This is a genomic window from Pseudomonas sp. MWU12-2020, assembly GCF_023100605.1.
Lineage (GTDB): Bacteria > Pseudomonadota > Gammaproteobacteria > Pseudomonadales > Pseudomonadaceae > Aquipseudomonas > Aquipseudomonas fluorescens_H.
On the sequence record NZ_JALMEX010000004.1, the window covers coordinates 69,221 to 84,017 of the forward strand.

Annotated in this window: 9 protein-coding genes; all 9 read left to right on the top strand. The window is 57.4% G+C overall.

Features of this window, described 5'->3' with window-relative positions:
- Nucleotides 1-2: 2 nt before the first annotated feature.
- Genes tssK through M0814_RS10680 form a run of 9 tightly spaced genes read left to right on the top strand, consistent with a single transcriptional unit; the run spans nt 3 to nt 14,705 of the window.
- Nucleotides 3-1,334 carry a type VI secretion system baseplate subunit TssK gene (gene tssK, locus M0814_RS10640; protein ID WP_007962327.1) on the top strand — a complete coding sequence of 444 codons (1,332 nt, stop codon included), beginning with the start codon at nt 3-5 and terminating at the stop codon, nt 1,332-1,334.
- A gap of 5 nt (nt 1,335-1,339) precedes the next feature.
- Nucleotides 1,340-2,215 carry a type IVB secretion system protein IcmH/DotU gene (gene icmH / locus M0814_RS10645; protein ID WP_103483741.1) on the top strand — a complete coding sequence of 292 codons (876 nt, stop codon included), beginning with the start codon at nt 1,340-1,342 and terminating at the stop codon, nt 2,213-2,215.
- A gap of 12 nt (nt 2,216-2,227) precedes the next feature.
- A complete protein-coding gene (gene tssM / locus M0814_RS10650; protein WP_103483740.1) occupies nt 2,228-5,767 on the top strand; it encodes a type VI secretion system membrane subunit TssM in 3,540 nt (1,179 codons plus the stop codon).
- Nucleotides 5,767-6,495: a PP2C family serine/threonine-protein phosphatase gene (locus M0814_RS10655; protein WP_003229555.1), complete on the top strand. Its 729-nt coding sequence runs from the start codon at nt 5,767-5,769 to the stop codon at nt 6,493-6,495. Before tssM ends, M0814_RS10655 begins: the two co-directional genes overlap by 1 nt.
- Nucleotides 6,492-7,493, top strand: coding sequence for a serine/threonine-protein kinase (locus tag M0814_RS10660; protein WP_003229554.1), 1,002 nt, complete (start codon nt 6,492-6,494; stop codon nt 7,491-7,493). The genes M0814_RS10655 and M0814_RS10660 overlap by 4 nt, the downstream gene beginning before the upstream one ends.
- 28 nt (nt 7,494-7,521) lie before the next feature.
- A complete protein-coding gene (locus M0814_RS10665) occupies nt 7,522-9,570 on the top strand; it encodes a type VI secretion system tip protein VgrG (RefSeq protein ID WP_103483739.1) in 2,049 nt (682 codons plus the stop codon).
- A 5-nt stretch (nt 9,571-9,575) separates the two neighbouring features.
- Nucleotides 9,576-10,598: a tetratricopeptide repeat protein gene (locus M0814_RS10670; protein ID WP_103483738.1), complete on the top strand. Its 1,023-nt coding sequence runs from the start codon at nt 9,576-9,578 to the stop codon at nt 10,596-10,598.
- Between the two features lie 16 nt (nt 10,599-10,614).
- A complete protein-coding gene (locus M0814_RS10675; protein ID WP_103483737.1) occupies nt 10,615-13,869 on the top strand; it encodes an EF-hand domain-containing protein in 3,255 nt (1,084 codons plus the stop codon).
- 2 nt (nt 13,870-13,871) lie between these two features.
- The gene (locus M0814_RS10680) at nt 13,872-14,705 is read left to right on the top strand and encodes a tetratricopeptide repeat protein (protein ID WP_247868480.1); all 834 of its coding nucleotides are present in this window, start codon (nt 13,872-13,874) and stop codon (nt 14,703-14,705) included.
- Nucleotides 14,706-14,797: the final 92 nt, after the last annotated feature.

The following is a 14,797-nucleotide window of genomic DNA, read 5'->3' on the forward strand; positions in this document are numbered from 1 at the left end:
ACATGAATACCCATAAAGTCATTTGGCAGGAAGGCATGCTGCTGCGGCCGCAGCACTTCCAGCACAACGATCGCTACTACGATCACCAGATGAAAACCCGCACCCAGTTGCTGGGTGGCTACACCTGGGGTTTCCTCAATCTGGAGATCGACCTGCAGTTCCTCAACATGGGCAAACTGGTGATCAGTGCCGCGTCGGGAATCCTGCCGGACGGCAGCCTGTTCGAACTCGGCGGCAACACCGAGCCGCTGGCGCTGGACGTGCCGCCGAACACCGGCAACACGCCGATTTACCTGGCGCTGCCGTTGGTCACCGGTAACCACATCGAGGCGCGCCGTCCGGAGCAGTCCGATGTGCTGGCGCGGTACACCGCGTATGACGCCGAAGTGGCTGACTCCAACGCCGGCGACGATTCCGCCAGCCAGGTCAGCTGTGGCCGCCCGGACTTCAAGCTGTTGCTCGGCGAGCAGCAGAGCGATCAGGCCTATGTGAAGCTGAAGATCTGCGACGTGCTCGACACCACGCCGGACGGCGTGATCAGCCTCGACCCGGATTTCGTGCCGACTTACATTCAGGCCCACGCTTCCAGTTATCTGCTGTCGTGCCTCAAAGAAGTCATCAGCATGCTCAACCACCGGGGCGACACGATCGCCGAGCGGATTCGCTCCAACGGCAAGGTCGGTGGCGCGGAAGTCGGCGACTTCATGATGCTGCAACTGATCAACCGTACCGAACTGCTGCTGCGCCACTACCTCGGTCTGGAGCAGGTGCACCCGGAAGAGTTGTACCGCACGCTGCTGACCATGCTTGGCGATCTGGCGACCTTCTCCAGCGACAGCAAGCGCCCGCGTCTGGACAGCCGCTATTCCCACGCCGATCAGGGCGCGAGCTTCCGCAAACTGATGGAAGCGATTCGTCAGGTGCTGTCGATGGTGCTGGAACAGCACGCTATCGAACTGATCCTGCAGGCGCGTCAGTACGGGATCATCGTTTCGCCGTTGCACGACCACAAACTGCTCGGCTCGGCGTCGTTCGTGCTGGCGGCAAGTGCCAACTGCGACTCCGAAGAACTGCGCCACCGCTTGCCGGCGCACCTCAAGGTCGGCCCGGTGGAGCGCATCCGCCAACTGGTCAACCTGCACCTGCCGGGGATCAAGGTCAAACCGTTGCCGGTGGCCCCGCGGCAGATCGCGTTCCACTCGAACAAAACCTACTTCATCCTCGAACTCAGTTCCGAAGACCTGGCGCAACTCGAGCGCTCCGGCGGCTTCGCGTTCCACGTGTCCGGCGAATTCGCCGAGCTTGAACTGAAATTCTGGGCCATCAGGAACTGACCGACATGATCAAGGAAACGGATTACAACCAGGACGACAAAACCGTCCTGCTCGATCGTCAGGGCCACGGACCGGCAGCCAGTCCGCTGACCGACTTCGCCGCGCCGCCGCGCTTCGAGCAACTGGAAGAACGGATGATCTACGCCGCGCGCCTGCGCCCGGCGGAGGCGTTCAACATCAGCCTCAATTCGCTGGTGGCGGCGTCGTCCGAACTGCTCTCGGAAGTGGTGCGCCTCAAGCACAGCGAAACCCGCGAAGACCTCTACGCGCTCAACGAGCGCCTGACCGCCGGGCTCAAGCTGTTTGAAGTGCGCGCGTTGCACAACGGCGCCGAAAGCAGTCAGGTGATGGCCGCCCGTTACGTGCTCTGCACCGTGGTCGACGAAGCTGTCGTGACCACACCGTGGGGCAACGAAAGCGAGTGGTCGCAGATGAGCCTGCTCAGCAGCTTCCACAACGAGACGTTCGGTGGCGAGAAGTTCTTTCAGCTGCTTGATCGTCTGTCGAAGAACCCGGTCAAACACCTGCCGATGCTTGAGCTGATGTACCTGTGCCTGTCCCTCGGTTTCGAGGGCAAGTACCGCGTGCAGGCGCGTGGCATGCTCGAACTCGAAGGCATCCGCGACGCCCTGTACCGGCAGATCCGCCAGTTGCGTGGCGACGTGCCGCGCGAGTTGTCGCCGCACTGGGAAGGCCTCAACGATCAGCGCCGCAACCTGGTGCGCATCGTGCCGGCGTGGATGGTGGTGCTGTTCACTGTCGTCTGCCTGGTGGTGATGTATTCGGGCTTCGCCTGGGTTCTGGGCGAGCAGCGCGACACCGTTCTGCAACCCTATCAGCCGATCGATCCGGCCGCGGTTCAACCGCAGTCGCAGCCGTAACAGGGACGTGTGATGAAAAAGTTTTTCAAGAAAGTCGGCGCCTTCCTGCGCCAGACCTGGGTCTGGACCTTGCTGCTGGTGCTGTTCGTGGCATTGCTGGTGTGGTTCGTCGGCCCGTTGTTGGCGGTGGATGACTACAAGTTCTGGGAGAGCGCGACCTCGCGCCTGCTGACCATCAGCGTGCTGTTCCTGATCTGGGGCCTGACCATGGTCTTCGTCAGCTGGCGCGCGGGCATCCGCAAGAAAGCTGTCGAAGAAACCGAAGACGGTCAGGATCGCATTCGTCGTGACGAACTGATCGAAGAAGAGCAGAAAGAGTTGAAGGCGCGCTTCAAGGACGCGCTGAAAACCCTGAAGACTTCGAGCCTGTATCGTGGCCGCAGCGAACGCTGGCGCAACGACTTGCCGTGGTACCTGTTGATCGGTCCGCAGGCTTCCGGCAAGACCAGCCTGCTGGACTTCTCCGGGCTGGAATTCCCGATCAACAAGATCGACCGCAAGCTGACCCGCGACACCCTCGGCACCCGTCATTGCGACTGGTACTTCGCCGACCACGGTGTGCTGATCGACACCGCCGGACGTTACACCACACAGCCGGACGCGGAAGTCGACGGCAGCGCCTGGACCACCTTGCTCGAACTGTTGCGCAAGCGTCGTCGCGGGCGTCCGTTGAACGGCGTGCTGGTGACCATTCCGGTGGAATCCCTCACCGGTGGCAGCGAGCAGGACATCGACACCCTGGCGCGCCAGGTGCGCGGTCGTCTGCAAGACGTCTATCAGAAACTGCACGTCGATGTGCCGGTGTATCTCGTGCTGAGCAAGGCGGACAAGCTGCTCGGTTTCGACGAATTCTTCGATCAACTGACCCGCGAAGAAAGCGATCAGGTGCTGGGGACCAGTTTCCGCAAGGATCAGGTCGGCACCGACGTCGCGGTACTGCGCAGCGAGTTCGAAGAGCTGCTGCGGCGCCTGAACAATCAGGTGATCATGCGCATGCACTCCGAGCGTGATACCCAGCGCCGTGGCCGCATCCTCGACTTCCCGCATCAACTGGGGCAGATCGGCGAGCGCCTGTGCCTGTTCGTGGATATGGCGTTCACCGGCAACCGTTACCAGCGCGCGTCGCTGCTGCGTGGTTTCTACCTGACCAGCGCCCCGCACCTGACTCAGGAAATGGACGCGACCACCGCCGGCATCGGCGCCAACCTCGGCATGAATGCCGGCGTGCTGCCGACCCTGCGCAGTGGTCGTTCACGGTTCATCCATCATCTGTTCAGCCGGGTGATCTTCCCGGAATCGGATCTGGCCGGTTTGGACAAGCGCGAGCGCAGCCGCATTCATTGGGGCCAGCGTGCGTTGTACGTCGGTGCACTGGCGGCACTGGCGCTGTTCGGCATGCTCTGGGCCGGTGGTTTCTCGGCCAACTATGAGCGTCTGGAAAACCTGCGCACCTTGGCCCAGAACTGGACTCAGCAACGTTCGGCGCTAACCCCGCGTGATGATGCGATGGGCGTGCTGAAAACCCTCGACACCAGCTACGCCGCGACTCAGGTGTTCCCGAAGAAAGGCGACGTCTCGTACCACGAGCGTGGCGGTCTGTATCAGGGCGAAGACGTCAATCCGGTGGTCAGGCAAGCCTACGAGCATGAGCTCGAAGCGCAATTGCTGCCAAGGGTCGCGACCCTGCTTGAAGGGCAGATCCGCGCCAACATGAAGGACCGCGACAAGCTGCTCAACAGCCTGCGTGCGTACCTGATGCTGAACATGAAAGACCGTCGTGACGCCGCGTGGCTCAAGGACTGGGTCGCCACTGACTGGTCGCAGCGCTACACCGGCAACACCGCGGTGCAGAACGGCTTGAACACCCACCTCGAGCGCCTGCTGAAGCAGCCGTTCATCTACCCGCTGAACGATCAACTGGTGACTCAGGCACGTCAGGTGCTGCGCGCCGAATCGCTGGCCACCGTGGTCTACCGCATGCTCCGCGAGCAGGCGCGCAACCTGCCGGAATACCGTTTCAGCCAACACCTCGGCCCGCAGGGCTCGCTGTTCATCGGCACCGAATACGTGATCCCGGGGTTCTACACCCAGCAGGGTTATCAGCAGTATTTCTCGGTGCAAGGCTCGGCGCTGGTCACCGACATCCTGCGTGACAACTGGGTGCTGGGCGAAGGCGCGGGCATCAGCGACATGGACTTGCGTCGCCTGATGGTCGAGCTGGAGCAACTGTACTTCCGTGACTACGCCAATTACTGGAGCGAAGCCGTTGGCCAAGTGGCATTGCCGCCGATCAGCGACGCCGGTGAAGGCGCCGAGCAACTGGCGGGCCTGACGTCGGCCAACTCGCCGGTGCTGGCATTGCTCACTGAAGTGCGCGAGAACACGCGCTTCCCGGCTCCTGCCGATCCGGTGGATGAAGCCGGTGATGCTGCCGATGCACTGGCAGGGCAGAAAGGCAAACTGGGCAAGGTCGGCAAACTGGCCTCGGCTGTCGCCGACAAGGCTTCGGCGCTGAACGTGGCGAAGAGCCTGCCGGACACCGCGAAGAAATCCCTGCAACGTCGCTTCGAGCCGCTGCATCGTTTGCTCGATGACAACAACGGCCCGGCCGCTGACCTGACCCCGGCCCTCACCGCGCTCAACGACCTGCAACTGCAACTGTCCGGTCTGGCCCGTTCCAGCACGCCGGAACAAGCCGCGTTCGAAATGGCGAAAACCCGCATGAGCGGCCAGCGTGATGCGCTGACCAACCTGCGTGCGGCCTCGGGTCGCCTGCCGCGTCCGCTGAGCGTGTGGTTCAACGTGCTGGCCGAGGACTCGTGGCGCCTGGTGCTCAACGATGCCTACCAATACCTGAATGGCCGTTATCAGAACGAGCTGTACAGCGTGTATGGCAAAACCATCAGCAAGCGTTATCCGTTCAGCGCCAGCAGCACCAGCGACGTGGCGATCAGCGACTTCCGCGAGTTCTTCCGCGCTCAAGGCACCGTCGACCGCTTCTTCGACAGCTACATGCGTCCGTTCGTCAGCGGTGATCCGGGCAACTACCGGATGCGCAGCGTCGACGGTCACAGCCTGCCGGTGTCGAAGATGTACCTCGACCAGATGGCGGCGGCGCTGACGATTCGCCAGAGCTTCTTCTCGATCAACCCGGCCGAGCCGACCGTGCAGTTCAAACTGGAACCGTACACCCTCGATCCGGCGGTGAGCCGTTCCGAGTTCAAGTTCGGCGACAAGACCATCGAATACCGTCACGGCCCGATTGTGCCGGTGTCGTTCAAGTGGCCGACCGATGCTGAAGACGGTCGCACCAGTCTGGTGATGGACAAGATGGCGGGGCGTCCGATCGGTATCGAGAAGAACTCCGGCCCATGGTCGCTGTTCCGTCTGTTCGACCTGATGCAGACCGAGTACCTGACCGGTCGCGACGTGCTGGTGCTGAAAGCCGACGTGGGTGGCCTGCGCGCCAACTACCTGCTGACCAGCCAGCGCACGCCGAACCCGTTCGACATGGGCGTGCTGCGCACCTTCCGTATGCCGGTGCAGCTCTGATGCTGGTGGCCAGTCCCTGGCGCAGCGCGGCGCGTACCGACCCGGGCAAGGTGCGGGCGCGCAACGAAGATGCCTTCCTCGATAATCCACAGCAGGGGCTGTGGGTGGTCGCGGACGGCATGGGCGGTCATCAGGGTGGCGACATCGCCAGCCAGTTGATCGTCGCCAGCCTGGCTGAACTGCCGCAGCACGAGGACTTCGACGAACGCCTCAAAGCCATCCGCCAGTGCCTGCACTGGCTGAACCGGCGTTTGGGGCAGGAGTTGACGGTCACCGCCGGGCGTCACGACAGCATCATGGGCAGCACCGTCGTGGCGCTGCTGGTGGAAGGCAATCGCGCGGCCTGCATCTGGGCCGGCGACAGCCGTTGCTACATGTGGCGCGGGCAGCGGCTGTATCAGCTGTCCAAGGATCATTCGCTGCAACAGCAACTGATCGACGAACAACAGATGAGCGTCGAACAGGCGGCGGCGCATCCGGCAGCTCAGGCCTTGACCCGAGCCGTCGGCGCCGCCGAACAGCTGACCCTGGATGTCCTCGAACTCGAGGTCTATCCGGGCGATGCGTTTTTGCTGTGCAGCGATGGTTTGTATCAGGGCCTGAGCAGCGATGCCCTCGGCAACGCCCTCAGCCTCAGCGCGCCGCACGTGGCGCTGGAACGTCTGTTCGACGGCGCCCTGCGGGGCGCCGCCCGGGACAACCTGACTGCCGTGGTGATCCGCCAATGACTGAAATCGAATCCTCAGTCGATGACTTGCTGATGAGCGAAGAGCAGGCCAGCAACCTGACCTACTTCGCCTTCGCCAAGGCAAACAACGCCGAGCCGTTGCTGGCGCCGACCAAGGCCAGCATCGGTGCACTGCCGGACGTACTCGCCGGCCGCTACCACCTCGAGCGTCTGCTCGGGGCCGGCGGCATGGGCGCCGTTTACCGGGCGCGGGATCTGCTGCACGAACAGTTCGGCGATCCCGACCCGTACATTGCGCTGAAAATCCTCAGCGAAGAATTTGCCGAATCGCCGGACGCCAGTGCCTTGCTCTACAGCGAGTTCGCCCTGACCCGACGCCTGCGCCACGACAACGTCGTGCGTGCACATACTTTTGAAGTCGATACCGACTGCCAGCGGGCCTTCATCACCATGGAATACATGCGTGGCCTGACCCTGGACAAATTGCTCTGCGAGCGGCCCCTGGGCCTGCCGTGGAAAGAAACGCGCGACATCGCGCTGCCGCTGCTCGATACGCTGGCCTACGCCCACCGTCGCGGCGTGCTGCACGGTGACATGAAACCGAGCAATGTCATGCTCAGCGAAGACGGCCTGCGCCTGTTCGACTTCGGTCTCGGCCAGGCAGACGAAGGCGTGTTGCCCGGCCTGCCGCACCTGAGCCGCGAGCGTTTCAACGCCTGGACCCCGGGCTACGCCGCCCCCGAACTGCTTGAGGGCCAACCGTTGTCGGCCAGCGCGGACGTGTACGGCGTGGCCTGCGTGATCTATGAACTGGCGAGCGGCAAACACCCGTTCCGCCGCTTGCCCTCGACCCAGGCCCGCGACGAGCACCTGGAGCGCGAGCTGCAAGCCCCGGCGAACTTACCGAAACTCGGCTGGCCAGCGCTGCGAACCGCGCTGAGCTTCAATGCGGCAGAACGCACCATCACTGCCCAACAATTGCGTGACGCCTTGGGCGCCACTTCGTCCTGGCTGCAACGGTTGCGACTTCGGGCGTAACGGACGACATTCGAACAGGGAGCGCTTTATGTTCAACCCAGCTAACGAAACCCACTTCAGCCTCAAGGTCGAAGACTACGTGGGCGACCTGCAAGTGCTGTCGTTCACCGGCACTGAAGGCATCAGCCAGCCGTTTCGTTTTGACCTCGAACTGGTCAGCGAAAACCCCGATCTGGATCTGGAAAAGCTCCTGCACAAACAGGCGTTTCTCGCATTCGATCCACAGGGCTCGGGCATTCACGGCCAGATCTACCGCGTCGCCCAGGGCGATGCCGGCAAGCGCCTGACCCGCTACAAGGTCTCGCTGGTACCGCAACTGCAATACCTGCATCACCGCACCAACCAGCGCATCTACCAGCAGATGTCGGCGCCGAAAATCATCGCACTGATCCTCGACGAACACGGGATCAAGGGCAACGCCTACAGCTTCCAACTGAGCCAGCCGTGCCCGGATCGCGACTACTGCGTGCAGTACGACGAAACCGACCTGCACTTCGTCCAGCGCCTGTGCGAAGAGGAGGGTATTCACTACCACTTCCAGCACAGCGAAAAAGCCCACCTGCTGGTGTTCGGCGACGACCAGACCGTGTTCCCCGACCTTGGCCAGCCGACTGCCTACATACAGGGCAGCGGCATGGTCGCCGAAGAACCGGTGATCAAAGGCTTCAAACTGCGCCTGGAAACCCGCACCAGCCGCACCACGCGCCGCGACTACGACTTCGAAAAGCCGCGCCTGCAAATGGAAGCGGCCTACAAACCGGACGGCGCTCTCGATAGCAAAGACGCTGAACCGGATCTCGAAGACTACGACTACCCGGGCCGCTTCATCGACCGCGCACGCGGCAAGTTCCTCAGCCAGCGCGCCCTCGAACGCCACCGCGCCGACTACCGCCAGGCCGAAGGTCGCGGCGACCAGACCAAACTGGTCAGCGGCCACTTCATGGCCCTGTCCGACCACCCGCGCAGCGAGTGGAACGACCTGTGGCTGCTCACCGAAATCTTCCACGAAGGCAAACAGCCGCAAGTCCTCGAAGAAGGCGTGACCAGCGACACCACCGACAACAAGGACGACTTCCACCAGGGCTACCGCAACACCTTCCTCGCCACCCCGTGGGACGTGTTCTACCGCCCGGCCCTCGAACACCCGAAACCGCGCGTGCTCGGCAGCCAGACCGCCATGGTCACCGGCCCCAAAGGCGAAGAAATCCACTGCGACCAATACGGCCGCATCAAAGTCCAGTTCCACTGGGACCGCGAAGGCCTCGCCGACGACAAAACCAGCTGCTGGCTACGCGTCTCCAGCTCCTGGGCCGGCGACCGCTACGGTGCGATCAGCATTCCGCGCGTCGGCATGGAAGTCCTCGTCACCTTCCTCGAAGGCGACCCCGACCAACCCCTCGCCACCGGCTGCCTGTACCACAAGGAAAACCCGGTGCCGTACGCCCTGCCGGCCAACAAAACCCGCAGCGTCTTCAAAACCCTCAGCTCCCCGGGCGGCGGCGGGTACAACGAACTGCGCATCGAAGACAAGAAAGGTGCCGAACAAATCTTCATCCACGCCCAGCGCGACTGGGACGAAAACATCGAGCACGACCAGAAAATCCGCGTCGGCAACGAACGTCACGACACCGTGGTGAAGAACACCTACACCGAGCTGAAGGCCGAAGAGCACCGCACCACCATCAGCGACCGCAAGATCGAAGCGAAGCTGGATGATCACCTCACGGTTGGGCAGAACCAGCATGTGAAGCTGGGGACTGCGCAGCTCACCAGCGTGGGGAAAGAGATTCACCTCAAGGCTGGGGACAAGATTGTTATTGAGGCGGGGACGGAGCTGACCATTCTTGGTGGTGGGAGCTTTATCAAGCTCGATGGTGGTGGTGTGACCGTGGTTGGGCCGGTGGTGAAGATTAATGCGGGTGGCTCGCCGGGGAGTGGGACTGGGATCGGGATTAAACCGCCGGTGCTGCCGGGGGCGGCGGATAAGGATAAGGCGGGGAGTTTGATGGATCAGGCGTTGTTGAATGCGTCGCCTGAGAAGGTTAAACCGAAGGCTTTTTTTGTATTTTCTGAGTGATCGACATGAATGGTTTGTTGAAGAAGAGCAATGGCTTCGCCGTAGCGGCTTTCACCGCCTCGCTGTTGAGCCTGGTTCATGGAAGCGCTTATGCGGATGAGTGTCCGTCCGAGGACTTTTCCCAGTTCCTGCCGGCGTTCTCTGCGAATGCTGAAATTCAGCAGCGGTTGACTGCGATGACGGTGAAATCGCTGGTTTTGAAACCTGCTGGGGAGAGCGGAAATTTTGAGCCGCAAACGACGGGAGTCAAAAGCTCGACATTGGCCTTTCCACTGATGGCGCCCGTAGCCACAGGTAAGACAGAAGGTGTCGAAGTCGAAGCGGTTGACGACAGTCACTTCAACGTTGTTGATAAGCGTGCAGGTAACAGCAACATCAAGATCTTTAACTTTTCTCGCCAGGCGTGTTGGGTTTTGGAGGGTGTTGAGGATTGGTCGATTAGTGAGAAAAATCTCGTAGTGGCGAGTACGCCGACCATGAACACCTCCGAGAATTTTTGTTATCAGCGCGCGCAAGCCTTCGCTGGGTTAGGTGGGTTAGAGCAGTATCGGCTAACCGGTGAACTGTTTGTGGCTGCGCTGGAAAACTATGTGTGCGCTGCTGCTTCTGGAGACCCACAAGCAAGTTTGAGTGCTGCGGGTCTGAGTCTTTCTGGAATGGCACCACAGTTGGAAACGGAAAAAGTCGAGGCGCTTTTCAAGGCTGCCGCGACAACGCTTGCCGACGGTGCAGCCTCTCTTTCGACTTTCTATTGCTACGGGAACAACCCTGTACCCGAAGGGCCTTGCCGACATCCAGAGCAAGCCGAAAAAGAGCTTATTCGCGCTGCATCAATGGGTTCGGCAGATGCGATGAATTACTTGGGTTACTCGTTTGAAGAAGGAAGGCTCGTTACCAAAGACATGTCCAGAGCGCTTGCCTGCTATCGCCTCGCCGCTGACAAGGGTAACGACACCGCTGCCGGAAATCTGAAACGTTTAAACGCGCAAGACGCTGCTGCTTCTACCAAGACCAGCTATTGCTATTAATTTGCAGGATGCAGAAATGACCGAACCACTCGATTTAAGAAACCAGTACACCGGCGGTGATTACGTCTACCTGATGGGAGGTAATGGCACCCAAACCAACGCGGCGGGAAAAAAACTGATCGATTGTTCACATATGGTGAACCTTCTGCTCACTGGCGCGGGCTATCAGATTGAGTATGAGGAGACGAGAGCTATGAACGCCTCCTCTCGCTTTTACACCGTAGTGCCGCCGACAGAGGTCAAGAAAGGGGACATTGCTCTTTGGATTGACATACTTCCTCTAACGGGAGGTAGTCGTCGTCTGTTTCATACTGGCATTGTCATGGAGTACAACGCGGCGACGCGTCAAGGAAAAATTTTTGGTGCTCAGACCACTAACGGACCTTCAGAAGCATTCTTTGGAACTAACCCGCCTGCTTACTACTGGCCTGTTCCAACAAAATTTCTGAGAGCTAAGGAGGAATATCGGACAGGTGCCACGCCAGCTCCCGCGCCGTCGGCAGCACCTGCACCGGCAGGCCCCGCCCCTCTGATGAACTTTCAATATCCGTTCAGAAAAGCTGACGGTAAACAGTTCGCTGATGCGGAGGAGGTTTACAAAGCCCTCGAGGCTGAAACTGCTGGCCACTACTTGCTAGGCAGCAACAAGTTCTGGCATGGCGGCATTCACATCAGCAATGCCAGCGCTCCTCAGTGCATCTTGAACGAACCAATTCGGTGTATGGCCGACGGTGAAGTCGTGGCCTACCGACTTAACGAAGATTATTTGGAGTCTACGTTCGGTGAAAATGAGAAAAAACTGAAGTATTCCAACTCGTTTTGTTTGGTGCGACATGAGTACAAATCTGCGCCGAACCCAGAAGACGGACCGAATAAAGGCAAGCAAAACAAGCTGAATTTCTACAGCTTGTACATGCACCTTCTGCCCTTCAAGCGTTATCCGCTGACTGAGGAAGAAACTCCGAAGCCTCAAGTGACCATGAAAGTAAGTGACTTCAACGCTTACGACGATTTCCCTGAATCCAGTAGCGTTCAGAACGTCGGCAAGCTCGTTGCGGGGACCAAACTTGAAATACTGGATCAAAAGGCCCTAGGCACAGTTACCTACGCAAAAGGCAAAATCCTGTCAGGTAGCGTGAAAAAAAGCGGTCACAAAGTTCGCGAGACTGGCAAAGAGGTTTGGTTCGCATACTTGAAAGACGGAGAACCCTACAAAAACTCCAAACCCGCACGTATATGGCTGGCAGACCCGATCCCGGAGCGTTTAAAGCCAAAATATTGGCAAGGTAAGGTGAAAGGAACCGCGTTGACAAGATTGGATCTTTATCAGGGTCCTATCTCTGCCCAAAATGGGCAGAATGCCGGTGATAAGATTGGCTCGCTGCAACTTAACCCTCAAAGTTCTGTGGAATTTGAAAGCAAAGAGGTACTGAACCTCAATGTTGCAGGGACAATTCGTAGAATGGCGAAATGTACCAGCAGCGGTAGCTTGGCTGGGACGGGAAACCTTCCTCCCAGCTTCTGGGTGATTGTGGAAAACGAATATGTTGCCTGGGATGTAATCCCGAGTAGCTTCAATTCTGTAGAGCCTGCAAGTACCGGTATCAAGGCAGGTGATCCGATCGGATACTTAGGGCTGACAGAAAACCTCACAGGCGAAGATGGCGGCGTAACCAATAAGTATCAGGTTCATGTCGAGATATTCACTGCTGATGTCGACGTAAAAAATTTTCTTCAAAACGCTGCTGATTTGAAGATAGGTAAACAATATCTGCATCTTTTGGCAGGAGCTGAGATCAAGAAAAAGGCGCCTGCTACCGGTAGTATTCCGGTCAAAAAGGAGCATGTTGTTGATTTAAGCAAGGCTCCCGTGATCAAGGAAGGCGATGAAAGCTGGTATGACGTCAGTGTGGTGGAAGACGATCAACCGTTAAAGGGACTTGTTAAAAAATCTAGCGCAACGCTCATCACTCAGCACGACTGGGAGAAATTGGGTTTTCAGATCGTGGAAGAAACAAACACCGTTGCCGATGGATTCCTCGACCCTCAAGACATGCCTCAGTTCTTCAAAGATCTTTTCGTCAAAATTGATAAAAACCACGACGGGGATGTTGATCGCAATGAACTCTCTGAGGCATTGAAAAATGTTGATATGAGAGATCACTGGGCGAAGCTCATTGCTCACCATCCAACTGAGTGGAAGGACAAGGCGGAGTCGGTTAAGTGGAGTAAGTTGGATAAATTACTAGAAGCATCTCCAAAAACGTTGAAGCACGAAAAAGAACGGATAAGCAAATATGTTTTTTGGAGTGAGCTGTCTGGTAAGGCCGCTGTTAGTTCAGATGTAGTTTGGCATTTTCATCCGGTTGAATTCATAAAAAATATGACCGCCAAAAAAATCTGCGAGTGCAATGCTATTGTCAAAGTGACTCGTTGGAATTCTAGCACTATGACCCATTATGGCCCACTACATACCGGTGATAAAGAGTTAGGCAGTGCTCCTCAATGGGATGAGCTAGTATCTGCGGGGAGGATTACAGCGGATGAAAAGAAAATCATTGTTGTCATGTCGGGGAATGAAGCAAAAATCAATGGGGTACAGTGTTATGACAGTGAAGTGATCACTGCGGGAGCGATGCAGAAAACAATGAAAGTCACCGGTGGCGGTGAGCTGCCAGATCAAATTAAAAAATTCAAGGATCAATATCCAGATGCATATGTAGAATTTTTTGAATCTAAAGGTTGGAAGTTAGATGAAGCTGGTGTATCCCCGCAATTATATTATCAGGGGGAGGCTCGAGCTAACGGCGCTAAATTGGAAAAACAGGCACTAAAAGAAAACCTGCAACTTGGATGTAATGAAGCGACCTTTGGCAAGGTAATTGATTGCCAACCAGTTTCTGCGATGGCGTGTGCAATTGCAAGCCCGCTATACGTGGAAATACAAATAATGGATTTTATTGATAGGCTGCATGCTGCATTGAGTAAAGTGCCCTCGGGGTACAGCTTTAGTGCCGAAAAGTTATTTAAGTCTCCTTTAGGAAAGGCTGTAGTACTTGATCATGATATAAATAGGCCCGCCTTTGTCAAGGATGATTTAGGTGCAGCGCTCGACACGTTTTTCTCCCAGAATCCGGCGGTAAGTAGGAATATTGATACCTGGGGGGCGGCGCACGGCGCGAATGAGCGGAAGGTTCTCGATTTGTATGGTAATAACAGAAGAATGACGAATCCATCTCTCCGTTATAATCACTTAAAGGCAGGGCTTTGAAAATGTTAAAGGCAAAATTTTTTATAGGTACATGTCTAGTTTTTTCAATTGGATCTTTTTGTAATGCCGCAGATTCGAGTTTGACGAGTGCCGATGGTGCGATGCTCAAGTTTTCTTCTTGGGATCAAGGTACCGCTGTATGGAAGCGCGCTACCTTCTCCAAGATCAACGACAGCTATGATTTATACGATAATGGGAACAAAGCTTCAGTTGGCGTAGGTATTAACTCTGATTCTCTTTCACCCAGCAAAAAATATGCGTTGGTTCAGCGAACTGTATTTGGAGAGTTGAGCAATGGGCAAGAGGTGGTTGCCACCGAGAATAATTATTGCGATATGGTTTCAATGGATACTGGTTGCGTACTTTTGTCACGCTCCGCTGAAGCGTGTTCTGGAAGTTGGAAAGGGGGAAATTGGTTGACCGATGGGGGAGAGGTGATTGTGCCGAACTTGGAGACGATTTCTCCTAACAACCTAATAAAGTCAGTGGAATCGATTAATAATGCGTCTGCGAAAGGACGTGCTGTAAAAGACCAACTATTCATGGGGGTCGAATCTTATATGAGTTGCTACCCGGCCAGTAAGAACGTCCAAGCCTTGAACAATGTCGGTTTCTATCTAGCACAAGCAGGTGATGATTCGTCCGCACTGAGGATCTATCGGGAAATCGAAGTAGTTGGTAAGCGGACTGTGCTGATGCTCAATATCGCGGACTCTTTGTGGAATTTGAAAGAAACTTCCGAGGCTGCGAAATATTACAAAAAATACTCTGACGCCATGATCGCGGAAGGTAAAGCCGGAAAAGTGCCTGCACGCGTTGCTGAACGGGCGAAATAGCGACGTGAGGGAGGTTTCGATCCTGGGCGGCATGCGCACCACCGAGGCGTATGTGCGGTGATCGCGTGGATGGGCGTGTGCTTAATCCATGG

Excerpts from the sequence above, each read along its gene's own strand:
- tssK (WP_007962327.1), top strand. The coding sequence starts at position 3 with ATGAATACCCATAAAGTCATTTGGCAGGAAGGCATGCTGCTGCGGCCG.
- icmH (WP_103483741.1), top strand. The coding sequence starts at position 1,340 with ATGATCAAGGAAACGGATTACAACCAGGACGACAAAACCGTCCTGCTC.
- tssM (WP_103483740.1), top strand. The coding sequence starts at position 2,228 with ATGAAAAAGTTTTTCAAGAAAGTCGGCGCCTTCCTGCGCCAGACCTGG.
- M0814_RS10655 (WP_003229555.1), top strand. The coding sequence starts at position 5,767 with ATGCTGGTGGCCAGTCCCTGGCGCAGCGCGGCGCGTACCGACCCGGGC.
- M0814_RS10660 (WP_003229554.1), top strand. The coding sequence starts at position 6,492 with ATGACTGAAATCGAATCCTCAGTCGATGACTTGCTGATGAGCGAAGAG.
- M0814_RS10665 (WP_103483739.1), top strand. The coding sequence starts at position 7,522 with ATGTTCAACCCAGCTAACGAAACCCACTTCAGCCTCAAGGTCGAAGAC.
- M0814_RS10670 (WP_103483738.1), top strand. The coding sequence starts at position 9,576 with ATGAATGGTTTGTTGAAGAAGAGCAATGGCTTCGCCGTAGCGGCTTTC.
- M0814_RS10675 (WP_103483737.1), top strand. The coding sequence starts at position 10,615 with ATGACCGAACCACTCGATTTAAGAAACCAGTACACCGGCGGTGATTAC.
- M0814_RS10680 (WP_247868480.1), top strand. The coding sequence starts at position 13,872 with ATGTTAAAGGCAAAATTTTTTATAGGTACATGTCTAGTTTTTTCAATT.